19 protein-coding genes are annotated in these 23,060 nt (G+C 57.5%); 16 read left to right on the top strand and 3 right to left on the bottom strand.

What is annotated here, in order from left to right; all coding sequences use genetic code 11:
- The first annotated feature begins 141 nt into the window (after positions 1 to 141).
- The 4 genes from AC07O1_RS26920 (at position 142) to AC07O1_RS26905 (ending at position 5,201) form a co-directional block, all read left to right on the top strand.
- On the top strand, positions 142 to 348 hold the full coding sequence (locus AC07O1_RS26920) for an MgtC/SapB family protein (protein WP_495090765.1): 207 nt from the start codon (positions 142 to 144) through the stop codon (positions 346 to 348).
- 190 nt (positions 349 to 538) lie between these two features.
- Positions 539 to 985: a response regulator gene (locus AC07O1_RS26915; RefSeq protein ID WP_495090764.1), complete on the top strand. Its 447-nt coding sequence runs from the start codon at positions 539 to 541 to the stop codon at positions 983 to 985.
- Between the two features lie 340 nt (positions 986 to 1,325).
- On the top strand, positions 1,326 to 1,952 hold the full coding sequence (locus tag AC07O1_RS26910) for a response regulator (RefSeq protein ID WP_495010688.1): 627 nt from the start codon (positions 1,326 to 1,328) through the stop codon (positions 1,950 to 1,952).
- A complete protein-coding gene (locus AC07O1_RS26905) occupies positions 1,953 to 5,201 on the top strand; it encodes a transporter substrate-binding domain-containing protein (RefSeq protein WP_495090763.1) in 3,249 nt (1,082 codons plus the stop codon).
- Between the two features lie 22 nt (positions 5,202 to 5,223).
- On the opposite strand, the gene dkgB is transcribed toward AC07O1_RS26905, so the two are convergent.
- Positions 5,224 to 6,027: a 2,5-didehydrogluconate reductase DkgB gene (gene dkgB, locus AC07O1_RS26900; protein WP_495090762.1), complete on the bottom strand. Its 804-nt coding sequence runs from the start codon at positions 6,025 to 6,027 to the stop codon at positions 5,224 to 5,226.
- A 144-nt stretch (positions 6,028 to 6,171) separates the two neighbouring features.
- Positions 6,172 to 7,080, bottom strand: a complete 909-nt coding sequence (locus AC07O1_RS26895) for a LysR substrate-binding domain-containing protein (protein ID WP_495090769.1) — start codon at positions 7,078 to 7,080, stop codon at positions 6,172 to 6,174.
- A gap of 107 nt (positions 7,081 to 7,187) precedes the next feature.
- On the opposite strand from AC07O1_RS26895, the gene AC07O1_RS26890 reads away from it, so the two are divergent.
- The 5 genes from AC07O1_RS26890 (at position 7,188) to AC07O1_RS26870 (ending at position 11,717) form a co-directional block, all read left to right on the top strand.
- Positions 7,188 to 8,054 (top strand): pirin family protein, encoded by an 867-nt coding sequence (locus AC07O1_RS26890; protein WP_495090761.1) that lies wholly within the window; start codon positions 7,188 to 7,190, stop codon positions 8,052 to 8,054.
- A gap of 83 nt (positions 8,055 to 8,137) precedes the next feature.
- Positions 8,138 to 8,821: an isochorismatase family protein gene (locus AC07O1_RS26885; RefSeq protein ID WP_495090760.1), complete on the top strand. Its 684-nt coding sequence runs from the start codon at positions 8,138 to 8,140 to the stop codon at positions 8,819 to 8,821.
- A gap of 56 nt (positions 8,822 to 8,877) precedes the next feature.
- The gene (gene ycaC / locus AC07O1_RS26880) at positions 8,878 to 9,504 is read left to right on the top strand and encodes an isochorismate family cysteine hydrolase YcaC (protein WP_494993927.1); all 627 of its coding nucleotides are present in this window, start codon (positions 8,878 to 8,880) and stop codon (positions 9,502 to 9,504) included.
- Between the two features lie 246 nt (positions 9,505 to 9,750).
- A complete protein-coding gene (locus AC07O1_RS26875) occupies positions 9,751 to 10,062 on the top strand; it encodes a DUF485 domain-containing protein (protein WP_494993926.1) in 312 nt (103 codons plus the stop codon).
- Positions 10,059 to 11,717, top strand: coding sequence for a cation acetate symporter (locus AC07O1_RS26870; protein WP_495090759.1), 1,659 nt, complete (start codon positions 10,059 to 10,061; stop codon positions 11,715 to 11,717). The genes AC07O1_RS26875 and AC07O1_RS26870 overlap by 4 nt, the downstream gene beginning before the upstream one ends.
- Before the next feature lie 310 nt (positions 11,718 to 12,027).
- On the opposite strand, the gene gltA is transcribed toward AC07O1_RS26870, so the two are convergent.
- The gene (gene gltA, locus AC07O1_RS26865) at positions 12,028 to 13,317 is read right to left on the bottom strand and encodes a citrate synthase (protein WP_494993924.1); all 1,290 of its coding nucleotides are present in this window, start codon (positions 13,315 to 13,317) and stop codon (positions 12,028 to 12,030) included.
- A gap of 363 nt (positions 13,318 to 13,680) precedes the next feature.
- On the opposite strand from gltA, the gene sdhC reads away from it, so the two are divergent.
- The 7 genes from sdhC to lpdA all read left to right on the top strand — a co-directional run bounded on the left by sdhC (position 13,681) and on the right by lpdA (position 22,828).
- Positions 13,681 to 14,055, top strand: coding sequence for a succinate dehydrogenase, cytochrome b556 subunit (gene sdhC / locus AC07O1_RS26860; RefSeq protein ID WP_494993923.1), 375 nt, complete (start codon positions 13,681 to 13,683; stop codon positions 14,053 to 14,055).
- Positions 14,049 to 14,417 (top strand): succinate dehydrogenase, hydrophobic membrane anchor protein, encoded by a 369-nt coding sequence (gene sdhD / locus AC07O1_RS26855; protein WP_494993922.1) that lies wholly within the window; start codon positions 14,049 to 14,051, stop codon positions 14,415 to 14,417. Before sdhC ends, sdhD begins: the two co-directional genes overlap by 7 nt.
- A gap of 3 nt (positions 14,418 to 14,420) precedes the next feature.
- Positions 14,421 to 16,196 (top strand): succinate dehydrogenase flavoprotein subunit, encoded by a 1,776-nt coding sequence (gene sdhA, locus AC07O1_RS26850; protein ID WP_495090758.1) that lies wholly within the window; start codon positions 14,421 to 14,423, stop codon positions 16,194 to 16,196.
- 11 nt (positions 16,197 to 16,207) lie between these two features.
- Positions 16,208 to 16,912 carry a succinate dehydrogenase iron-sulfur subunit gene (locus tag AC07O1_RS26845; protein ID WP_494993920.1) on the top strand — a complete coding sequence of 235 codons (705 nt, stop codon included), beginning with the start codon at positions 16,208 to 16,210 and terminating at the stop codon, positions 16,910 to 16,912.
- A 262-nt stretch (positions 16,913 to 17,174) separates the two neighbouring features.
- A complete protein-coding gene (locus AC07O1_RS26840) occupies positions 17,175 to 20,006 on the top strand; it encodes a 2-oxoglutarate dehydrogenase E1 component (protein WP_495090757.1) in 2,832 nt (943 codons plus the stop codon).
- 42 nt (positions 20,007 to 20,048) lie between these two features.
- Positions 20,049 to 21,281 (top strand): 2-oxoglutarate dehydrogenase complex dihydrolipoyllysine-residue succinyltransferase, encoded by a 1,233-nt coding sequence (gene odhB / locus AC07O1_RS26835; protein ID WP_495090756.1) that lies wholly within the window; start codon positions 20,049 to 20,051, stop codon positions 21,279 to 21,281.
- A gap of 110 nt (positions 21,282 to 21,391) precedes the next feature.
- The gene (gene lpdA / locus AC07O1_RS26830; RefSeq protein WP_494993917.1) at positions 21,392 to 22,828 is read left to right on the top strand and encodes a dihydrolipoyl dehydrogenase; all 1,437 of its coding nucleotides are present in this window, start codon (positions 21,392 to 21,394) and stop codon (positions 22,826 to 22,828) included.
- The last annotated feature ends 232 nt before the right edge of the window (positions 22,829 to 23,060 follow it).

Here is a 23,060-nt window from a genome sequence, read left to right as displayed (position 1 = left end):
CCCACGCTCCCGCGTGGGAATGCCTCACTGGACGCTTTGCGTCTGCTCTGAATTGTGACGAGCAGCGTCACGGGCTGCATTCCTTTGCTGCGCGTGGGAACGATAGAAAGCCTCTCGCCACAAGAATCAAGGAAGGCATTCATGCAAGCGATCAACAACATCAACCTGGACTCTCTGGTCGACACCCTGGTCAGCCTCAGTGCGGCGTTCATCCTCGGTGGACTGATAGGTTTTGAACGCCAGTACCGCCAGCGCACAGCAGGGCTGCGGACCAACGTACTGGTGGCGCGTATTTCCACTTCGACACTGGTGGTGCAGGCGTTCTGGAGTCCGAGTACGACGGAGTAGTTACGCCTGCCATCATTCAGTTTGATCCACCTCGCAGCAACACCTTGGGACAAATGCGTATCCGTAGGGAAATGGCAGGTTTCTTTGAGATAAGTCCTACATAAAACTGGCCGTGTCTCGCATAGCCTGCTGCCCTCACGGAAGTTGGCTGACGCAAGTCGGCTGGAACGCATTTGTCATGGTTGCCAAAATGTTGAATAAAACGTTACGAATCCTGATCGCCGATGAGCAGCATTTCCATCGAATGAACATCGAGCGGATTTTGAATCAGCTGGGGTATTTCCGCATCGCTCCGGTGCATTGCGTAGAAGAGCTGTTAACCCTGGTGGAGTACGCTAGCGAGCCGTTCGATCTGGTGATGATCAGCGCATCACTGACGGCCGGAGTCGACCTCGATTTGCTGACGTTCTGTGGGGACAATCAGCAGATACATCGTGGGATTGTCTACGATGGCCAGCAGCTACACATCACTGCGAGCAAGGTTAGCCAACCTCGGAGGGTGCAGGTAATCCAGGCGCGAATGCCGGACTTTGAGTGGGTCAGGCAATTGATGGAAATAGTCGATCCCCACCCCCATGAAGCCAAGGTACCTGTGCTGCCATGGCTGCACGATGTTTATCAGAACAAAGCGGGTTAAAGGCTCAGGGGCGCGAGCCTGTTCAAGCCTTCACTTCTCACGTTGCTCCCCGATGGTTTTGGACGTCATTCCCTGATTTGTTATCGCTCGTTTTGAATCGGCGAATGGCAAGGTTGACGCCTACAATCTTTAGCAACAAGCCACCTGGCGTCCGTCATTTCGCACCTGAACGCGCAGGTTTCAACGTTACCGTTCGTCTGAACTGTCATTTCTTACAGGTAGTTGAGCTCACCCCGGCGTGCAAGAGTATTAGCGCAGGCGCAGCGGCGCTGCCCAGCCTGTCAGTCCCTCGCGGTTGAACCGCAGATGCCTGGCGGTGGGATGCTTTATAGGAGTTTTCATGAGTAAAGCACTGGTTGTGGATGATCATCCGGTCATTCGAGCCGCGGTCAAGATGGTGCTTCAGAAGGAAAAGTTCCAGGCGATTCTGGAGGCCCGCAATGGCGTTGAGGCCGTGCAAATGGCCCGCGAACATAAACCGGACCTCGTCGTGCTGGATATCGCCATGCCCGGACTCGATGGTCTGGAAGTCTTGAACCGGCTCAAGGACCTGGAGTCGCCATGCCGGATGTTGGTGTACACCTCCCATGAGCCGGTGTTCTATTCCGCCCGCTGTATGAGAAGCGGCGCGTTGGGCTACATATCAAAAACCAATGATCTGGAGGAGTTGAGCAAAGCGATCGGTGCAGTGATGTCCGGTTATACCTACTTCCCTCGTTTACCTTCCAGCTCGGTGAACCCGGACCATCTCCAGTGCACGGAAATGCAATTGATCGAAAAATTGTCGGACCGTGAGTTGACGATTTTTCAAGCACTCGCCCGTGGTTTAAGTAACAAGGAAATCGCCGTGTCGATGCTCTTGAGCCACAAAACCGTCAGCACGTACAAAACCCGCTTGATCGAAAAACTCAATGTAACGTCGGCAGTTCATTTGAGGGATTTGGCCAGGCGTAATCATGTGATCTGAATGAAGACGCTCCTGCGCAAAGGGCTGGTAGCCTTGGTGTATTTCGAGGTGCTGTTTCTTTCGTCGGGCGCCAGTGCCCAGATGCAAGCCTTGCATCTGCTGGGGCGCTCGACGGTTCAGGATTACCGCGTCGAGCTGGATGATGCGGACTGGCGCTGGCTAAAGGAGAAGGGCGTATTGCAGCTCGGCGCCTCGTCGCCGGACTATGCGCCATTCGACCTGACCCTCAATAACCACGACTTTGAAGGGATTACCGCGGACTACGCGGATCTGCTCGCCCAGTTGCTGCACATCAGGATCGAAGTGCAGCGCTATGAATCTCGTGAGGCCGTCATTGCCGCGCTGAAACGCGGGGAGCTGGACTTGTTAGGTACGGCCAACGGCTTTGAAGCGGTCGACCCGCAGTTGAGCATGTCCCGAGCTTACGCCGACGACTTGCCGACCCTGGTCACCCGCACTGGCGACAGCAGTGACTTGCCCGCCGACCTGGCAGGCAAGCGCCTGGCCATGCTCAATCACTACCTGCCGCCCTGGGTGGTTCGCACCTACTACCCTGATGCCAGCCTGCAACTTTACCCCTCGACCCTGAGTGCCATTGGTGCCGTGGCGTTTGGTCAGGCCGATGTGTACCTCGGTGACTCCATCAGCGCCAATTACCTGATCAACAATAATTACCTGAACAATGTCCAGCTGGCGGACTTCTCCCAACTGGAGATGAGTCCTTTTGCCTTCGCCATGGGCCGCGACAACCAGCGCTTGCGGCGTATTATCGACGCGGCCCTGGCGGCGATTCCGGCCGACGAGCGCATGGCCATCCTGCGTCGCTGGAGCGCCGACAGCACGAGCCTGACCGGCCAGCAAGGATTGCACTTCAGCGCCAGCGAACAACGCTGGCTGGAAAAAAATCCGCGGCTGAAAGTAGCGATCATCGATGACTTCGTACCTCTTTCATTTTTTGATGAAAAAGGCGAATTCCGTGGGCTCAGTGCTCAGGTTCTGGCCAGGATCAGCCTGCGCACCGGGCTGAAATTCGACGTGCTGCGGGGCAGCTCGTTGAACAAGCAAATCGAGAAAGTCAAAGATGGCACGGCCGATCTTCTGGCCGTTATTACGCCCAGCACAGAGCGCGAGGCCGATTTGCTTTTCACACGACCGTATCTGGTCAACCCGTTTGTATTAGTCACAAGTACGGACCCCACAAGTCCCGGCACGCTGGACGACATGGTCGACAAGAGCCTGGCGCTGGTTCAAGGCAACGGGCTGCGAGAATTTGTGCGTGCGGCGGCTCCCGGCATCCGTTTCATCGATGTGGAAAACCAGGCTCAGGCAATGGAAATGGTAGCCAATGGACAGGCCGATGCCGCGCTGAGCTCACTGATCAGTGCGCGTTACATGATTTCCCGGCGATACCGCGATCGTTTGCATATCACCAGTACTGTGGGCACGGAACCGGCGCGCGTTACCTTTGCCACCAGCCACGGCGCCCTCGAGTTGTATTCGATTCTGAATAAAGCCTTGTTGAGCATCCCGCCGGAAGAAATGGATGAGCTGACCAATCGTTGGCGCAATGAGGCAACAGTGCAAGACAGTTACTGGTTGCGCAATCGTGCGGCGATCATTCAGGGGTTTGCGTTCGCTGCAGGCTTGCTGTTGCTTGCGTTGGGCTGGATTGCCTATCAGCGCAGCCTGATCCGCAAGCGTCAGCAACTGCTGCTTCAGCTGCAGGAAGCCAAGGACGTCGCGGACGATGCCAATCGGGCCAAGACCACGTTTCTGGCGACCATGAGTCATGAAATCCGTACGCCGATGAACGCGCTGATCGGCATGCTCGAACTGGCGATGAAAAGTGCCGAGAAGGGCGTCACTGACCGTTCTTCGATTGAGGTGGCTTCCGCCGCGGCGCGTGATTTGCTGGACTTGATCGGCGACATTCTAGACATCGCGCGGATTGAGTCAGGGCATCTTTCGTTGACCCGGGAACGGGTCAATCTGCACACACTGGTTATGTCTGTAGCAAGAGTCTTCGAAGGGCTGGCACGGGACAAGCACCTGCGATTGGTCCTGGATCTGGACCTCAAGAGTGACCGTGAAGTGCTGATCGACCCGTTGCGCTTCAAACAGATTATTTCCAATGTACTGAGCAACGCCATCAAGTTCACCCACCGGGGTGAAGTGCGCTTGACCGTGCAGGTCGAACCTGGAACTCACCAAGAGCATTTGGCCATTCGAATACGGGTCGAGGATACCGGCATCGGTATCAGCCTTCATGATCAGCAACGCTTGTTCAGCCCGTTCACTCAGGCTGACAACCCCGTCCAATCAGCGCGTAGCGGATCGGGCCTGGGGTTGGTCATCAGCCGTTCGCTATGTGAAATGATGGGTGGCCAATTGCAGCTGAGCAGTGTTCTGGGCGAAGGGACGCAGATTGAGGTCACGCTGGAGGTGCTGGCTTTGCAGGCGCTGGCTCAACCGACACCAGCCGCCACGGTCGAGCAGTTGCCCACTGAGCCGCTGAATATTCTGGTGGTCGACGACTATCCGGCCAATCGTCTGTTGCTGGCCCGGCAGTTGAGCTATCTGGGTCATTGTACGCAGGAGGCCGAGGACGGTGAGCAGGGCCTTGAACTGTGGCGAAATCATCCATTCGATGTGGTCATCACCGATTGCAATATGCCGGCCATGAACGGCTACGAACTGACCGGCGCCATTCGTGATGAAGAGAAGGCCAACGGTCTTGAAGCCTGTTTGATCCTTGGTTTTACCGCTAATGCCCAGCGCGAGGAGAAGGTTCGTTGCATGGAGGCGGGGATGGATGACTGCCTGTTCAAACCCATCAGCCTGCAAGACCTGAGCGCTCGACTGGCATCCAGGACTTCAGGCGCGACGTCGATACCGCTTGAACAGGCCACGGGGCAAACATCTGCTGAAATTGACCTGAGCAGTCTGGAGCAATGGGTCGGCGCAGACCGGATGTTGATCAACGATTTGCTGAGTGAACTGGCCTCCAGCAATGAAAAGGACCTGGCCCGGCTGCAGGATTTTTACGCCAACCGCGACCGTGATGGCCTCAGGGATCTGGCACACCGGATCAAGGGCGGCGCTCGGGTCGTCAATGCGCACCGCTTGATCCTGTGTTGCGAACATCTGGAAAGGGCCATAGGCGAACGCGACGCCGCGTCGCTGACGCACGCGGTCGCGGCTTTGCAACACGCCATGGAGCGCCTGGCTCACTTCCTGGCGCAGCACTGACCACAGCACGCGCGTTAGTGGCTCAATCCCAGATTGGCGCGATGCCTTTGGGGCTGGTCAGGCGGTAATCTCGTTCAAGGGTGCTGATCAGCTCCATGTCGGCAGCACTCAAGGTCAAGGTACAGGCCTTCAGGTTGCTTTGCAGATTGGCGCGCTTGGTGGAGGACGGAATCACGGCGTATCCGGACTGCATGGCCCAGGCGAGCGTGACTTGCGCTGGGGTGGCCTGATGCCGATCGGCAATGTGCTGAATCAACGGATCTTTCAGGACTTCACCGTAGGCCAGGGTCATGTATGACGTGATCTGGATGCCCTGGCTTTGAGCAAACCCGACGACTGTGCGGTTTTGCAGGTAGGGGTGAAGTTCGATCTGGTTGGTGGCGATATTCTCGGCACCGACGGCGGCGATGGCTTGTTTCATCAGGTCGACGGTAAAGTTGGAAATGCCGATCTGCCGGGTCAGGCCTTGCTGTCTGGCCTCCAGTAGCGCACCCATGAATTCGGCGACCGGCACTTGGTCTTCAGGGGATGGCCAATGAATCAGGGTCAGGTCCAGGTAGTCGGTCTGCAGTTTGCGCAGGCTTTCCTTGAGGCTCTCGATCAGCGTCTCTTTGGCGAAGTTGGCAACCCAGATCTTGCTGGTAATGAACAGCTCTTCGCGAGGGATACCGCTGGCGGCGATGGCCTGGCCGACTTCAGCTTCGTTCTCGTAGATCTGCGCGGTGTCGATTACCCGGTAGCCCAACTCAAGAGCGCTGCTCACCGAATCGATGACCACCTGGCCCTGTAGACGAAAAGTACCGAGACCGAACGCGGGAATAGACATGCATGACTCCAATGGTTGCAGTGGGAATGGCCACGAGTATCCCGGTCTGCACCGCATGGAAAAACCGCCGAAACGGCAAAGCAATGTTTACCGCAAGTCACGAATGAGTTCGGGTAGCCGATCCTTACCCCCGAGCCTTTGGAATCAGGCAATGTCGCTCTGACTGAACTCTTCACCGAGGAAATCGATCAAGGTCCGCACCGATGGCAGCAATCCACGGCGCGAGGGGAATATGACGTGGACGATGCCGGATTTTGGCGTCCAGCCCGGCACCAGCTGGATAAGCCTGCCAGCGGCGAGATCTTCGCGCACCACCACGCTGGGCAGGTGGGCAATACCGATGCCGGCCAGCACCGCGTGGCGCAGGGCGATGAGGTCGTCAGTGACCATCCGCGGATGATGGCCGATCACGGCGCTGGCGGCATTCGGGCCGAACAGTTCCCAGTGATATTCGCGCTGCGCCGTCCCCCAATGCAGGCTCGGCAGGCCGCTGAGGTCGGCGGGGGAGGAGGGTGACGACAGGTGCGTCAGAAAGCTCGGGCTGCCCACCAGGCATTGAGTGCTGTTGCCCAACACTTTCATCATCAGATCGCTGCTTTCCAGTGGCGGAAATCGCACCCGCAGGGCGATATCGAACCCTTCGTGGATCAAGTCGACCCGGCGGTTGGTGCTTTCGATAAACAGTTCCACCCGCGGGTACTTGAGCATGTAACGGGTCAGCATCGGCCCCACCCATGAATTGAGCAGCGCCGTGGGGCAACTGATACGCACCAGTCCTTGAGGTTCGGAGCGGTTGCGTTCGATGACCTCCGCCGCACTTTCAGCCTCCACCCGCATGGCCAGGCAACGCTGGTAGTACTCCTGGCCGATCTCGGTCAACGAACAGTGCCGGCTGGTGCGGTGAATCAGCCGCACGCCGAGGCGTTCTTCCAGCTGCGAAATACGTCGGCTGAGTTTTGACTTGGGCATGTACAAGGCTCGCCCGGCAGCGGCGAAACCACCGTGTTCCACGACTTGAGTGAAGTAGTAAAGGGTGTTCAGGTCTTCCACTATCGTTCTCCAAATAGAACGCTATGGGTGATTTTTGCAGTCTAGCGTAGCAAAGGTGTCGGATTTAAGGTGTGTCCATGGTTTCACTCACCCACTTTCGGAGGCACACCATGAAAAACATCATCGGTATCTACACCAGCCCAAGAGCGCATTGGGTGGGCGATGGTTTCCCGGTTCGCACATTGTTTTCCTATGACAGCCTGGGCAAACACATCAGCCCGTTCTTGCTGCTCGATCACGCCGGCCCCACTGAATTCGCGCCGACCACACAGCGCCGTGGCGTGGGTCAACACCCGCATCGCGGTTTCGAAACCGTGACCATCGTCTACAAGGGCGAGCTGGAACACCGTGACTCAACCGGCAGCGGCGGCAAGATCGGTCCTGGCGACGTGCAGTGGATGACCGCAGCTTCGGGGATCCTGCATGAAGAATTCCATTCCGAAGATTTCGCCCGCAGTGGCGGCACTCTGGAAATGGTCCAGTTGTGGGTCAACCTTCCTGCCCGGGACAAGATGGCTGACGCCGGCTACCAGACCATTCTCGATGGCGATATTCCGAACCTGGCGCTTAAAGACAAGGTCGGCAGCCTGAGGCTGATCGCCGGTGAATTCGATGGCCACAAAGGACCGGCGCGGACCTTCACCCCGATTGATGTCTGGGACATTCGCTTGAATGCCGGTAAAGCGCTGACGCTGGACCTGCACGAAGGCCATAACACGGCGTTGGTGGTGTTGCGCGGCACGGTTCAGGTCAACGGTCTGGAACTGGTTCGCGAAGGGCAGTTGGCGTTGTTCGAACGCAACGGTGATCAGTTGGTGCTGGAAGCCAATAACGATGCGGTGGTGCTGTTGCTCAGCGGCGAGCCTATCGAGGAGCCCATCGTCGGCCACGGTCCGTTCGTGATGAACACCGAGCAGGAAATTCATCAGGCTTTCGCCGACTTCCAATCAGGTCAATTCGGTCAGATGCACGGCTGATACAGAACTCCGCTCTACACAGGACACGTAGGTCGGTTCACTGGCCAGGGATGGCTGTCGCCAAAAATATAGAGGAAACGCTCATGAACATGACCTATGCGGCCAACTTCAATGGCCTGAAACCGACCATCGACCCCAACGACAGTGCGCTGCTGTTGATCGACCACCAGAGCGGGCTGTTCCAGATCGTCAAGGATATAGACGTCCCGCAACTGCGCACCAACGCCATCGCCCTGGCCAAAGCCGCGACCTTGTTGAAAATGCCGGTGATCACCACAGCCTCGGTGCCCCAGGGGCCGAACGGGCCGTTGATCCCGGAGATTCACCAAGAGGCACCGCACGCTCAATACGTCGCCCGCAAAGGCGAAATCAACGCCTGGGACAACCCGGAATTTCACGCGGCAGTGAAAGCCACCGGCAAGAAAACCCTGGTGATCGCAGGCACACTGACCAGCGTCTGCCTGGCCTTTCCATCAATCGCCGCCGTGCATGAAGGCTACAAGGTATTCGCAGTGGTTGATGCCTCGGGCAACCACTCCAGACTTGCCACTGATCTGACAATTGCACGTTTGTCTCAGGCTGGAGTGGTGCCGATCGACATCATGGCTACGCTTTCTGAGCTGCAAGGTTCGTGGAACCGCCCCGACGCCGAACAGTGGGCTGCCGTCTACGCCCAGGCCATGCCGCATTATCAATTGCTGATCGAAAGCTACCTCAAGGCTCAGCAAGTGGCAAACGAACACGAAGTGCTGGATTCCCAGCGCTAACCGAGTACCCGACGCCGACTTCTATTCGGCATCGATAAGAAGCGAGGACTACTGCAATGACTACCTCTTACAAACGTCTGGATAAAAACAACGCCGCCGTTCTGTTGGTCGATCATCAGGCTGGCCTGCTGTCGCTGGTTCGCGATATCGAACCGGACCGGTTCAAGAACAACGTGCTGGCCCTGGCCGATCTGGCCAAGTACTTCAAGCTGCCGACGATCCTCACCACCAGTTTCGAGACCGGCCCCAACGGTCCGCTGGTGCCGGAATTGAAAGCGCTGTTCCCGGAGGCGCCATACATTGCCCGCCCAGGGCAAATCAACGCCTGGGACAATGAAGACTTCGTCAAGGCGATCAAGGCCACCGGCAAAAAACAACTGATCATCGCCGGCGTAGTCACCGAAGTCTGCGTGGCATTCCCGGCGCTTTCGGCACTGGCTGAAGGCTTCGAAGTGTTTGTGGTTACCGATGCTTCCGGCACCTTCAATGAACTCACCCGGCAGTCGGCCTGGGATCGCATGTCGGCATCCGGTGCACAGTTGATGACCTGGTTCGGCCTGGCCTGCGAGCTGCACCGCGACTGGCGCAACGATGTGGAAGGGCTGGCCACCTTGTTCTCCAACCACATCCCTGACTACCGCAACCTGATGACCAGCTACAACACCTTGACCAACGGCAAATAAGGACGGGCTCCGTAGCAGCTGGCATAGCCTGCGTCCGAGCGCGGAGCGAGCCGAGCGTAGCCTTCGGTAACTGCTACGGATACAGGTCAGACAGGGGCTCGCAAGAGGCCCCTGTTTTTGTTTTGGGGGGGAGTCATTGGCGGCAGCGCTAATATCGTTCTAATACTAAGGTCGTCTGGAACCCGTTCCGCAGCGGCATAGAGTGGAATACGTTCTAACTAAATCTGTGCTGCGAGGATAAAAACAATGAACGACAGCATTTACCTCTCGATTCAAAACAGCCCGCGTTTCAAGGAGCTGGTCAGCAAAAGAGAGCGGTTCGCCTGGATTCTCTCGGCGATCATGCTTGGGCTTTACTCGGGCTTCATCCTTTTGATTGCCTACGGACCGCATTTACTGGGGGCGAAAATCAGCCCTGGGTCATCGATTACCTGGGGGATACCGATTGGTGTCGGGCTGATTGTTTCGGCCTTTGTCCTCACTGCAATCTACGTTCGACGCGCCAACGGCGAATTCGACGACCTGAACAATGCGATTCTCAAGGAGGCTCAGCAATGATCCGGCGTCTATTGGCAGCTTTAGGCATTGCAGCCTTCGCACCGGCAGTTTGGGCTGCCGAGGCGCTCACCGGCGAAGTACACAAACAACCGCTCAACGTTTCGGCGATCCTGATGTTCGTGGTCTTCGTCGGTGCGACGCTGTGCATCACTTATTGGGCATCCAAGCGCAGCAAGTCGGCAGCCGACTACTACGCGGCGGGTGGCAAGATCACCGGTTTGCAGAACGGTCTGGCGATTGCCGGTGACTACATGTCGGCGGCGTCCTTCCTGGGGATTTCCGCGCTGGTGTTCGCCTCTGGCTACGATGGTCTGATTTATTCGATCGGCTTCCTGGTGGGCTGGCCGATCATTCTGTTCCTGATCGCCGAGCGTCTGCGTAACCTGGGTAAATACACCTTTGCCGACGTGGCGTCCTACCGCCTTGGGCAAACCCAGATTCGCACCTTGTCAGCCTGCGGTTCGCTGGTGGTGGTGGCGTTCTACCTGATTGCGCAAATGGTCGGCGCCGGCAAGCTGATTCAGCTGCTGTTCGGGCTCGATTACCATGTCGCGGTGGTTATGGTGGGGATCCTGATGTGCCTCTATGTGTTGTTCGGCGGCATGCTGGCGACCACCTGGGTGCAGATCATCAAGGCCGTGCTGTTGTTGTCCGGTGCGTCGTTCATGGCACTGATGGTGATGAAGCACGTCAACTTCGATTTCAACACGCTGTTCTCCGAAGCGGTCAAGGTTCACCCTAAAGGTGAGGCGATCATGAGTCCCGGCGGGCTGGTGAAGGATCCGGTTTCGGCATTCTCCCTCGGTCTGGCGCTGATGTTCGGTACCGCAGGTCTGCCGCATATTCTGATGCGCTTCTTCACCGTGAGTGACGCCAAAGAAGCCCGTAAAAGTGTGTTGTACGCCACAGGCTTCATCGGCTATTTCTACATCCTGACGTTCATTATCGGCTTTGGCGCTATCCTGCTGGTCAGCACTAACCCGGCCTTCAAGGACGCTGCGGGGGCGCTGTTGGGCGGCAACAACATGGCGGCGGTGCACCTGGCCAATGCGGTGGGCGGCAGTATCTTCCTCGGCTTCATTTCGGCGGTGGCATTTGCCACCATTCTGGCGGTGGTTGCCGGTCTGACCCTGGCCGGGGCCACGGCGGTGTCTCACGACCTGTACGCCAGTGTGATCAAGAAGGGCAAGGCTAACGAGAAGGATGAGATCCGTGTTTCGAAGATCACCACCATCGCCTTGGGCGTGTTGGCGATCGTTCTGGGTATTCTGTTCGAAAGCCAGAACATCGCGTTCATGGTGGGTCTGGCGTTCTCGATCGCTGCCAGCTGCAACTTCCCGGTGCTGCTGCTTTCCATGTACTGGAAGAAGCTGACCACTCGCGGTGCGATGGTCGGTGGCTGGCTGGGGCTGGTCAGTGCCGTTGGTCTGATGGTCCTTGGCCCAACCATTTGGGTGCAGATCATGGGGCACGAGAAGGCGATCTTCCCGTATGAGTACCCGGCGCTGTTCTCGATGGCCATTGCCTTTGTCGGGATCTGGTTCTTCTCCATCACTGACAAGTCCGCTGCGGCTGACAATGAGCGGGCGCTGTTCTTCCCGCAATTCGTACGCTCGCAGACCGGTTTGGGCGCGAGTGGGGCGGTGTCGCACTAACGTACAGACATGTATGAGCTTCTATATATAAGCTGCGTTAAATAGAAATGCCCCGGTCGAGAGATCGGGGCATTTTTTGTTGGTTGTGCATAAGACTTCTGTAGGAGCCGAGCTTGCTCGCGATGGCGGCCTGACAGCCGGCCTGTGGTTTGGTTGGGGGGATATCGATTTACTGTGGGGTTGCTCGCGATAGCGGTAGGGCGTTCGCGGCAATTCCAGGAGGGCGGGGGCAGGGCATCACACAAACAAATACGGCCTCTATTAAAGAGGCCGTACTCGCTGAATCCAGGACGTTATCGCAAGACAGGTCTTATTTGCGGTCTTCCAGATTGGGGATGTCACGCGACTCGTAGCCGGTGTACAGCTGGCGCGGGCGACCGATCTTGTACGGGCTGGAGAGCATTTCTTTCCAGTGGGAGATCCAGCCGACGGTCCGCGCCAGGGCGAAGATCACGGTGAACATGCTGGTTGGAATGCCGATCGCCTTGAGGATGATCCCCGAGTAGAAGTCGACGTTCGGGTACAGCGAGCGCTCGATGAAGTACGGATCGGTCAGGGCGATCTCTTCCAGGCGCATGGCCAGTTCGAGTTGTGGATCGTTGGTGATGCCCAGCTCTTTCAGTACTTCGTCGCAGGTCTGCTTCATCACGGTTGCGCGTGGGTCGCGGTTTTTGTAAACCCGGTGACCGAAGCCCATCAACTTGAACGGATCGTTCTTGTCTTTGGCCTTGGCGATGTACTTGTCGATGTTCGATACATCGCCAATTTCGTCGAGCATGCTCAACACTGCTTCGTTGGCGCCGCCGTGAGCCGGGCCCCAGAGTGCAGCGATACCGGCAGCGATACAGGCAAACGGGTTGGCACCCGAAGAGCCCGCCAGGCGTACGGTAGAAGTCGATGCGTTCTGCTCGTGGTCGGCATGGAGGATGAAGATCCGGTCCATGGCCTTGGCGAGTACCGGGCTGATCGGTTTGATCTCGCACGGGGTGTTGAACATCATGTGCAGGAAGTTTTCCGCGTACGTCAGGTCGTTGCGCGGGTACATCATGGGCTGGCCCATGGAGTACTTGTAAACCATCGCTGCCATGGTTGGCATCTTGGCAACCAGGCGGATCGCGGAGATTTCGCGATGCTGCGGGTTATTGATGTCCAGGGAGTCGTGGTAGAAGGCCGAGAGGGCGCCGACTACGCCGCACATGACGGCCATCGGGTGGGCGTCACGACGGAAGCCGTTGAAGAAGCTCTTCAGTTGCTCGTGGACCATGGTGTGGTTTTTCACGGTGCTGACGAACTGGGCCTTCTGTTCTGCGGTCGGCAGTTCGCCGTTGAGCAGCAGATAGCAGGTCTCCAGGTAGTCCGACTTCTCGGCCAGCTGTTCGATCGGGTAGCCGCGGTGTAGCAGGATGCCGTTGTCGCCGTCGATATAGGTGATCTTCGACTCGCAAGAGGCAGTCGACATGAAGCCTGGGTCAAAGGTGAAACGGCCCGTGGCCGTCAGGCCCCGAACATCGATAACATCGGGACCAACGGTGCCGGTTAAAATGGGCAGCTCGACGGGGGCTGCGCCCTCGATGATCAACTGCGCTTTTTTGTCAGCCATGTGGCCTCCTATTTATGCTTGAAATCATCAGACAGACCCCCCACGCAGGGCCCGCACCACTATAGTGAGATAAATTTGAATGTCAATTTGCCTAAAGTCTTGCCCCAGAAGGCTTTAACCGGACTTTTTCCTCGAAATTCCCCGCCATTTACGCCTTTTATTCCACTTGTGCAATGAGCTATTAGGGGAAGGTGATTGCGTTGTCATTAGTGACCTAACTGTCTATACTCGGCCTCCGACCGCCAGGGGCTTTTGGGCCTGCTTTAATGGGGGTCGCACTCCCTGGGTGGTGGGTACCTGACCAGTGCACTCCCCAACAACTTTGCCCTGATTGTTAGGGGCTCTTCAGTGTGAAAAAAAGCCGTGAATAGCCAACGACCTGTAAACCTAGACCTAAGGACCATCAAACTCCCAGTCACTGCTTACACGTCCATTCTTCACCGTATATCCGGTGTCATCCTCTTTGTCAGCCTTGCCATCATGCTTTATGCATTGGACAAGTCGCTGAGTTCAGAAGAAGGCTTCGGTCAGGTGAAAGCGTGTCTGACCAGTCCGCTAGCCAAGCTAGTGATTTGGGGCATCCTGTCCGCCTTGCTGTATCACCTGGTAGCCGGTGTGCGCCACTTAATCATGGATATGGGCATCGGTGAGACGCTGGAAGGCGGCCAACGAGGCTCGAAAATCGTTATCGCCGTTTCCGTGGTGGTAATCGTTCTGGCAGGAGTTTGGATATGGTAACTAATGTCACGAACCTTTCGCGTTCGGGCCTCTATGACTGGATGGCACAACGTGTGTCTGCGGTTGTTCTCGCGGCTTACTTCATTTTCCTGATCGGATACATCATTGCGCACCCAGGCCTTGGCTACGCCCAATGGCATGAACTGTTCGCAAACAACTGGATGCGTATCTTCAGTCTGCTGGCTCTGGTCGCTCTGGGCGCTCATGCCTGGGTTGGCATGTGGACCATCGCTACCGATTACCTGACGCCAATGGCGTTCGGCAAGTCGGCGACTGCAATACGTTTCCTCTTCCAGGCAGTATGCGGCGTTGCGATGTTCGCTTACTTCGTCTGGGGCGTGCAGATTCTTTGGGGTATCTGATTCATGGCTAACACAGTTAATACGCTTTCGTTCGACGCCATTATCATTGGCGGCGGCGGTGCTGGCATGCGCGCTGCGCTGCAGCTGGCACAAGGTGGTCACAAGACTGCCGTTATCACCAAGGTTTTCCCGACTCGTTCGCACACCGTATCCGCTCAGGGTGGCATTACCTGCGCCATCGCTTCGGCCGATCCGAACGATGACTGGCGCTGGCACATGTACGATACCGTCAAGGGTTCCGACTATATCGGTGACCAGGATGCTATCGAATACATGTGTTCCGTAGGCCCGGAAGCGGTCTTCGAGCTCGAGCACATGGGTTTGCCGTTCTCCCGTACCGAACAGGGCCGCATCTACCAGCGTCCGTTCGGCGGCCAGTCGAAAGACTTCGGTAAAGGCGGCCAGGCCGCTCGTACCTGCGCTGCTGCCGACCGAACCGGTCACGCGCTGCTGCACACCCTTTATCAGGCGAACCTGAAAGCTGGCACCGTATTCCTTAACGAATACTACGCAGTCGACCTTGTGAAGAACGAAGACGGCGCATTCGTCGGCATCATCGCGATCTGCATCGAAACCGGTGAAACCTCGTACATCCGCGCCAACGCAACTGTATTGGCGACCGGCGGTGCAGGCCGTATCTACTCGTCCACCACCAATGCCCTGATCAACACCGGCGACGGCGTCGGCATGGCTCTGCGTGCTGGCGTGCCGGTACAAGACATCGAAATGTGGCAGTTCCACCCAACCGGCATCGCCGGCGCTGGTGTACTGGTTACCGAAGGCTGCCGCGGTGAAGGCGGTTACCTGATCAACAAGCACGGCGAGCGTTTCATGGAGCGTTATGCTCCGAACGCCAAAGACCTTGCCGGTCGTGACGTTGTAGCCCGCTCCATGGTTAAAGAGATCATCGCCGGTAACGGTTGTGGTCCGGATGGCGACCACGTACTGCTGAAACTCGATCACCTGGGTGAAGAAGTACTGCACAGCCGTCTGCCAGGCATCTGCGAACTGTCCAAGACGTTCGCCCACGTTGACCCGGTTGTTGCTCCGGTTCCAGTGGTTCCAACCTGCCACTATATGATGGGCGGCGTTGCCACCAACATTCATGGTCAGGCGATCACTCAGGATGCCGACGGCGTCGATACCATCATCCCTGGCCTGTTCGCGGTCGGTGAAGTGGCGTGCGTTTCGGTTCACGGTGCGAACCGTCTGGGCGGTAACTCGCTACTCGATCTGGTGGTGTTCGGTCGTGCGGCCGGTCTCTTCCTGGAACAAACCCTGAAAGAAGGCGTTGACTACACTCGCGCCCGCCAGTCTGACATCGACGCTGCTCTGGCGCGTCTCGATGGCCTGAACTCGCGTACCGAAGGCGAAGATGTCGCAACCCTGCGTAAAGAGCTGCAAAGCTGCATGCAGAACTACTTCGGTGTATTCCGTACTGGTGAATACATGCAGAAGGGTATTGCTCAGCTGGCTGATCTGCGTGGCCGTATCGCCAACGTCAAGATCAACGACAAGAGCCAGGCGTTCAACACTGCGCGTATCGAAGCGCTCGAGCTGCAAAACCTGCTTGAAGTGGCCGAAGCTACGGCGATTGCTGCAGAAACCCGTAAAGAGTCCCGCGGTGCTCACGCCCGTGAAGACTTCGAAGATCGCGACGACGTCAACTGGCTGTGCCACACCCTGTACTTCCCTGGTGAGAAGCGCGTTGCCAAGCGTGCCGTGAACTTCTCGCCAAAAACAGTCCCGACCTTTGAACCAATGATTCGGACTTATTAAGGGTGGCCGATATGTTGAATGTCAGTGTTTATCGTTACAACCCTGATCAGGACGCCGCGCCGTTCATGCAGGAATTCCAGGTCAATACCAACGGTAAAGACCTGATGGTGCTGGACGTGCTGGCCCTGATCAAAGAGCAGGACGAAGGTTTCTCCTATCGTCGCTCTTGCCGTGAAGGTGTCTGCGGCTCCGACGGCATGAACATCAACGGCAAAAACGGTCTGGCCTGCGTCACGCCGCTGTCTGCTGTCGTAAAAGGCAACAAGTTGATCGTTCGTCCGCTGCCAGGTTTGCCGGTTATCCGTGACCTGGTCGTCGATATGAGCATCTTCTACAAGCAGTACGAAAAAGTTAAGCCATTCCTGCAGAACGACACGCCGGCTCCGGCCATCGAGCGTCTGCAGTCTCCGGAAGAGCGTGAAAAGCTCGACGGTCTGTACGAGTGCATACTGTGCGCTTGCTGCTCGACCTCTTGCCCGTCCTTCTGGTGGAACCCGGACAAATTCCTGGGTCCAGCTGCGCTGCTGCAAGCTTATCGCTTCCTGGCAGACAGCCGTGACACCCGGACTTCCGAGCGTCTGGCTTCGCTGGATGACCCGTTCAGCGTATTCCGCTGCCGCGGGATCATGAACTGCGTCAGCGTTTGTCCGAAAGGCCTGAACCCGACTAAGGCCATCGGACACGTGCGTAACATGCTGCTGCAAAGCGGCATTTGATTCAGTCGTTGTAACCGTAGGACCGCTGTACCCGTAAATGCTGCGGCGCAGGCTTCAACCGGCGCCGTAGTTTTAACCTGAGCGGCAGCTCAAAAAGCTGTGGCTCTTATTTTGAAGAAATGAGACAAGCAGGGGCATCCGGGCTGGTACCCGGACTATCAGCGTGATCCTAAGTGGCTTGTTTTGGTCGCTGCATTCGGACTTTTTCAAGTTTGCTCGGTGTCTTCGCCGGTGGTGTTCCCCTAACCGAGGGTGACCAAGCATGCAAGAAAGCGTGATGCAGCGCATGTGGAACAGCGCCTACCTATCCGGTAGTAACGCTGCCTATGTGGAAGAGCTCTACGAGCTCTACCTGCACGACCCTAACGCTGTGCCAGAAGAGTGGCGCACCTACTTTCAGAAGTTGCCTACCGACGGCAGCACTGCCATCGATGTTTCGCACTCGACAATCCGCGATCATTTCGTCTTGCTGGCAAAGAACCAGCGCCGCGCTCAACCGGTTTCCGCCGGCAGCGTGAGCAGTGAGCACGAGAAGAAGCAAGTTGAAGTGCTGCGATTGATCCAGGCCTACCGTATGCGTGGCCACCAGGCAGCCCAGCTTGACCCGCTGGGGCTGTGGCAGCGTCCTGCACCTGCAGACCTGTCGATCAATCATTACGGCTTGACCAATGCCGATCTTGATACGACCTTCCGTGCCGGCGACCTGTTCATCGGCAAAGAGGAAGCGAGCCTACGCGAAATTCACGAAGCGTTGCAGCAGACATATTGCCGCACCATCGGCGCCGAGTTTACGCACATCGTCGATACCGAGCAGCGTCACTGGTTCCAGCAGCGTCTGGAAAGCGTGCGTGGCCGTCCAACGTATTCCGCCGACATCAAGAGCCACTTGCTTGAGCGTGTCACCGCAGCCGAAGGTCTGGAAAAATACCTGGGCACGAAGTACCCGGGCACCAAGCGTTTCGGTCTGGAAGGTGGCGAGAGCCTGATTCCTCTGCTCGACGAGCTGATCCAGCGTTCCGGTTCCTACGGCACCAAGGAAATCGTTATCGGCATGGCCCACCGTGGTCGTCTGAACGTGCTGGTCAACACCTTCGGCAAGAACCCGCGCGAGCTGTTCGACGAGTTCGAAGGCAAGAAGAAGGTCGAGTTGGGTTCCGGTGACGTTAAGTATCACCAGGGCTTCTCGTCCAACGTCATGACCACCGGCGGTGAAGTTCACCTGGCGATGGCGTTCAACCCGTCCCACCTGGAAATCGTGTCTCCGGTGGTCGAGGGTTCGGTTCGTGCCCGTCAGGATCGTCGTAACGACCCTACCGGTGAAAAGGTTCTGCCGATTTCCATCCACGGTGACGCTGCAATCGCAGGTCAGGGCGTGGTCATGGAAACCTTCCAGATGTCGCAGACCCGCGGCTTCAAGACTGGCGGCACGGTCCATCTGGTGATCAACAACCAGGTCGGTTTCACCATCAGCAATCCGCTGGATGCCCGCTCCACCGAGTACGCTACCGACGTTGCGAAAATGATCCAGGCACCGATCCTCCATGTGAATGGTGATGATCCGGAAGCCGTATTGTTCGTGACCCAGCTGGCCATCGACTACCGCATGCAGTTCAAGCGCGACGTGGTGATCGACATGTTCTGCTACCGTCGTCGCGGCCACAACGAGGCCGACGAGCCAAGCGGCACCCAGCCTCTGATGTATCAGCAGATCGCCAAGCAGCGCACTACCCGTGAGCTGTATGCCGATCGTCTGACCCAGAGCGGTGTGCTGGACGCAGAGCGTGTTCAGGCGAAAATCGACGAATACCGCAACGCGCTGGACAACGGTCTGCACGTAGTGAAAAGCCTGGTCAAAGAGCCGAACAAAGAGCTGTTCGTGGACTGGCGTCCGTACCTGGGCCACGCCTGGACCGCGCGTCACGACACTCGCTTCGATCTCAAGACCTTGCAGGAACTGTCCGCCAAGCTGCTGGAAATCCCGGAAGGCTTCGTGGTTCAGCGCCAGGTTGCCAAGATCTACGAAGACCGCCAGAAGATGCAAGCCGGCGGCCTGCCGATCAACTGGGGTTACGCTGAAACCATGGCGTACGCGACCCTGGCGTTCGAAGGTCACCCGATTCGCATGACTGGCCAGGATATCGGCCGCGGTACGTTCTCGCACCGCCATGCTGTCCTGCACAACCAGAAAGACGCGGGCACCTACATCCCGCTGCAGAACCTGTACGACGGTCAGCCGCGTTTTGACCTGTACGACTCGTTCCTGTCCGAAGAAGCGGTGCTGGCGTTCGAGTATGGTTACTCGACCACCACTCCAAATGCCCTGGTTATCTGGGAAGCCCAGTTCGGCGACTTCGCCAACGGTGCCCAGGTGGTTATCGACCAGTTCATCACCAGCGGCGAGCACAAGTGGGGCCGTCTATGCGGTCTGACCATGCTGCTGCCGCACGGTTATGAAGGTCAGGGGCCGGAGCACTCCTCGGCTCGTCTGGAGCGTTACCTGCAGCTGTGCGCCGAGCACAACATTCAGGTGTGCTTGCCGACGACGCCAGCTCAGATCTACCACTTGCTGCGCCGTCAGGTGATTCGCCCGCTGCGTAAACCACTGGTAGTCCTGACTCCGAAGTCGCTGCTGCGTCACAAGCTGGCCATCTCGACTCTGGAGGATCTGGCCGAAGGTTCGTTCCAGACCGTTATCCCGGAAATCGATGTTCAAGACCCGAAAAAGGTCGAGCGCATTGTTCTGTGTAGCGGCAAGGTCTACTACGACCTGCTGGAAAAACGCCGTGCCGAAGGTCGTGACGACATCGCCGTCGTGCGTATCGAGCAGCTGTACCCATTCCCTGAGGACGACTTGAAAGAAGTCCTGGCTCCTTATACCAACGTCAAGCATGCCGTCTGGTGTCAGGAAGAGCCGATGAACCAGGGTGCGTGGTACTGCAGCCAACACCACATGCGTCGCAGCATCAGCAACCTCAACAAGTCTCTCGTACTTGAGTACGCGGGCCGTGATGCTTCTGCTGCACCTGCTTGTGGTTACGCATCGATGCACGCTGAGCAGCAGGAAAAACTGCTGCAAGACGCCTTTACTGTTTAACGCCTTCGCGCACCTGAAACCGAATTTAAGGAACCACAGATAATGGCTATCGAGATCAAAGCCCCCACTTTCCCGGAATCGGTTGCCGATGGCACCGTTGCCACCTGGCACAAAAAACCGGGCGACGCCGTCAAGCGTGACGAACTGATCGTCGACATTGAAACCGACAAAGTCGTGCTGGAAGTACTGGCCACTGCTGACGGCGTGCTGGGCGCTATCGTCAAGAACGAAGGCGACACCGTTCTGTCCGACGAAGTTCTGGGCTCCATCGGTGAAGGCGGTGCTGCTGCAGCTCCGGCTGCCGCTGCTGCACCTGCCGCCGCTCAAGCTGCTGCTCAAGCTGCTGCTCCGGCTGCATTTGGCGAAGATGATCCTGTCGCAGCTCCAGCTGCCCGCAAGCTGGCAGAAGAAAATGCCATCAACATCGCCAGTGTTGCCGGTACCGGTAAAGGCGGTCGCGTGACCAAGGAAGACGTGGTCGCTGCTGTAGCTGCGAAGAAAGCTGCTCCTGCTGTCGCACCTGCCAAGGCCGCTGCTCCGGCTGCCGCTGCTCCTGTGTTCGCTGCTGGCGACCGCATCGAGAAGCGCGTACCGATGACCCGCGTGCGGGCCACCGTGGCCAAGCGTCTGGTAGAAGCCCAGTCGAACATGGCGATGCTGACTACGTTCAACGAAGTCGACATGACCGAAGTCATGGCGCTGCGTTCGAAGTACAAGGACCTGTTTGAGAAGTCCCACAACGGCGTACGCCTGGGCTTCATGTCGTTCTTCGTGAAAGCGGCCACCGAAGCGCTGAAACGCTTCCCGGCTGTCAACGCCTCGATCGACGGTGCAGACATCGTTTACCACGGCTATGCCGACGTCGGTGTTGCCGTATCCAGCGACCGTGGTCTGGTGGTACCGGTTCTGCGTAACGCCGAACTGATGAGCCTGGCTGAAATCGAAGGCGGCATCGCCACCTTCGGCAAGAAAGCCCGCGACGGCAAGCTGTCCATGGACGAGATGACCGGTGGTACGTTCACGATCACCAACGGTGGTACTTTCGGCTCCATGATGTCGACTCCGATCGTCAACCCGCCGCAAGCGGCTATCCTGGGCATGCACAACATCCTGCAGCGCCCGATGGCAATCAACGGTCAGGTCGTCATCCGTCCTATGATGTATCTGGCTCTGTCCTACGATCACCGTTTGATCGATGGTAAAGAAGCTGTGACTTTCCTGGTTACCATCAAAAACCTGCTGGAAGATCCGGCTCGTCTGCTGCTGGATATCTGATTTCGTTGCTTGGGCTCACCAGTGATGGCGGGTCCATCTGAAATGCCTAGCTTCGTCCCACGACGGTTCCTGCAAGGGACCGTCCGGTTTGATTCGAGAAGGAATGACACATGACTCAGAAATTCGACGTGGTAGTGATTGGCGCAGGCCCTGGCGGCTACGTAGCCGCCATTAAAGCTGCGCAACTTGGCCTCAAGACTGCCTGCATCGAGAAATATACCGACCAGGAGGGCAAACTGGCCCTTGGCGGTACTTGCCTGAACGTCGGCTGCATCCCTTCCAAGGCGCTGCTCGACAGCTCCTGGAAATTCCACGAAGCCCAGGATGGTTTTGCTATCCACGGCATCAATCACGCTGGCGTGACCATGGACGTGCCAGCAATGGTCGGCCGCAAGGCCAACATCGTCAAAGGCCTGACCTCCGGTGTTGCCACCCTGTTCAAGGCTAACGGTGTGACTTCCCTGCAAGGCCACGGCAAACTGCTGGCCGGCAAGAAAGTCGAACTGACCAAGCCTGACGGCACTGTCGAAATCATCGAAGCCGAAAACGTGATCCTCGCGTCGGGCTCGCGTCCGATCGACATTCCACCGGCTCCGGTTGACCAGAAAGTCATCGTCGATTCGACTGGTGCTCTGGAATTCCAATCGGTTCCAAAGCGTCTGGGCGTGATCGGCGCTGGCGTGATCGGTCTGGAACTGGGTTCGGTATGGTCCCGTCTGGGCGCTCAAGTGACTGTCCTGGAAGCCCTGGACACGTTCCTGATGGCTGCTGACACCGCCGTTGCCAAAGAAGCTCTGAAAACCCTGACCAAACAAGGTCTGGATATCAAGCTGGGCGCTCGCGTCACCGGTTCCAAAGTCAACGGCGAAGAAGTCGTGGTGACTTACACCGACGCCAACGGCGAACAGACCATCACTTTCGACAAGCTGATCGTAGCCGTTGGTCGCCGTCCAGTGACCACCGATCTGCTGGCTGCCGATTGCGGCGTGACCATCGACGAACGTGGCTTCATCTTCGTTGACGACCAGTGCGCTACCAGCGTTCCGGGCGTTTACGCGATCGGTGACGTGGTTCGTGGCATGATGTTGGCGCACAAGGCTTCGGAAGAAGGCATCATGGTTGTCGAGCGCATCAAGGGCCACAAAGCCCAGATGAACTATGACCTGATCCCTTCGGTTATCTATACTCACCCGGAAATCGCGTGGGTCGGTAAAACCGAGCAGGCCTTGAAAGCTGAAGGCGTTGAAGTTAACGTCGGCACCTTCCCGTTCGCCGCCAGTGGTCGTGCCATGGCAGCCAACGATACCGGCGGTTTTGTAAAAGTCATCGCTGATGCCAAGACTGACCGCGTATTGGGCGTCCACGTGATTGGCCCGAGCGCTGCAGAACTGGTTCAGCAAGGCGCAATCGGCATGGAATTCGGCACCAGTGCCGAGGACCTGGGCATGATGGTTTTCTCCCATCCGACCCTGTCCGAAGCGTTGCACGAAGCAGCGCTGGCAGTGAATGGCGGCGCCATTCACATCGCCAACCGCAAAAAGCGTTAAGACAATAAGAAACCACGGCGCAATGCCCGTCGTGAGCCTTGTGCGCAAGACTCACCGCGGAATTTGGGCCGGACGCAGTCTTGCGTAGTTTCAGCAATACCGGCCCCGCACGGCATTAGTGTCGTTTGGGGTTGGGGTTTGTCGAGACTGTGCAAGCAGCAGTCACAGGTGGTGCGGCACTTGAACGAGTGCAGCACCGAATGCGCAGTACCTAACGAAGACGGTAATAAGC

Source organism: Pseudomonas sp. GW821-FHT07G10, from assembly GCF_059418545.1.
The sequence above is the reverse complement of the archived record's forward strand: the minus strand, read 5'-3'. Positions and strand labels throughout refer to the sequence as shown.

What these genes read in the sequence shown, in the direction of transcription:
- ycaC (WP_494993927.1), top strand. Translation starts at nt 8,878, where the DNA reads ATGACTACCTCTTACAAACGTCTGGATAAAAACAACGCCGCCGTTCTG.
- AC07O1_RS26875 (WP_494993926.1), top strand. Translation starts at nt 9,751, where the DNA reads ATGAACGACAGCATTTACCTCTCGATTCAAAACAGCCCGCGTTTCAAG.
- AC07O1_RS26905 (WP_495090763.1), top strand. Translation starts at nt 1,953, where the DNA reads ATGAAGACGCTCCTGCGCAAAGGGCTGGTAGCCTTGGTGTATTTCGAG.
- sdhD (WP_494993922.1), top strand. Translation starts at nt 14,049, where the DNA reads ATGGTAACTAATGTCACGAACCTTTCGCGTTCGGGCCTCTATGACTGG.
- AC07O1_RS26915 (WP_495090764.1), top strand. Translation starts at nt 539, where the DNA reads ATGTTGAATAAAACGTTACGAATCCTGATCGCCGATGAGCAGCATTTC.
- gltA (WP_494993924.1), bottom strand. Translation starts at nt 13,317, where the DNA reads ATGGCTGACAAAAAAGCGCAGTTGATCATCGAGGGCGCAGCCCCCGTC.
- sdhA (WP_495090758.1), top strand. Translation starts at nt 14,421, where the DNA reads ATGGCTAACACAGTTAATACGCTTTCGTTCGACGCCATTATCATTGGC.
- AC07O1_RS26870 (WP_495090759.1), top strand. Translation starts at nt 10,059, where the DNA reads ATGATCCGGCGTCTATTGGCAGCTTTAGGCATTGCAGCCTTCGCACCG.
- AC07O1_RS26840 (WP_495090757.1), top strand. Translation starts at nt 17,175, where the DNA reads ATGCAAGAAAGCGTGATGCAGCGCATGTGGAACAGCGCCTACCTATCC.
- dkgB (WP_495090762.1), bottom strand. Translation starts at nt 6,027, where the DNA reads ATGTCTATTCCCGCGTTCGGTCTCGGTACTTTTCGTCTACAGGGCCAG.
- AC07O1_RS26885 (WP_495090760.1), top strand. Translation starts at nt 8,138, where the DNA reads ATGAACATGACCTATGCGGCCAACTTCAATGGCCTGAAACCGACCATC.
- AC07O1_RS26910 (WP_495010688.1), top strand. Translation starts at nt 1,326, where the DNA reads ATGAGTAAAGCACTGGTTGTGGATGATCATCCGGTCATTCGAGCCGCG.
- lpdA (WP_494993917.1), top strand. Translation starts at nt 21,392, where the DNA reads ATGACTCAGAAATTCGACGTGGTAGTGATTGGCGCAGGCCCTGGCGGC.
- AC07O1_RS26890 (WP_495090761.1), top strand. Translation starts at nt 7,188, where the DNA reads ATGAAAAACATCATCGGTATCTACACCAGCCCAAGAGCGCATTGGGTG.
- AC07O1_RS26920 (WP_495090765.1), top strand. Translation starts at nt 142, where the DNA reads ATGCAAGCGATCAACAACATCAACCTGGACTCTCTGGTCGACACCCTG.
- AC07O1_RS26845 (WP_494993920.1), top strand. Translation starts at nt 16,208, where the DNA reads ATGTTGAATGTCAGTGTTTATCGTTACAACCCTGATCAGGACGCCGCG.
- odhB (WP_495090756.1), top strand. Translation starts at nt 20,049, where the DNA reads ATGGCTATCGAGATCAAAGCCCCCACTTTCCCGGAATCGGTTGCCGAT.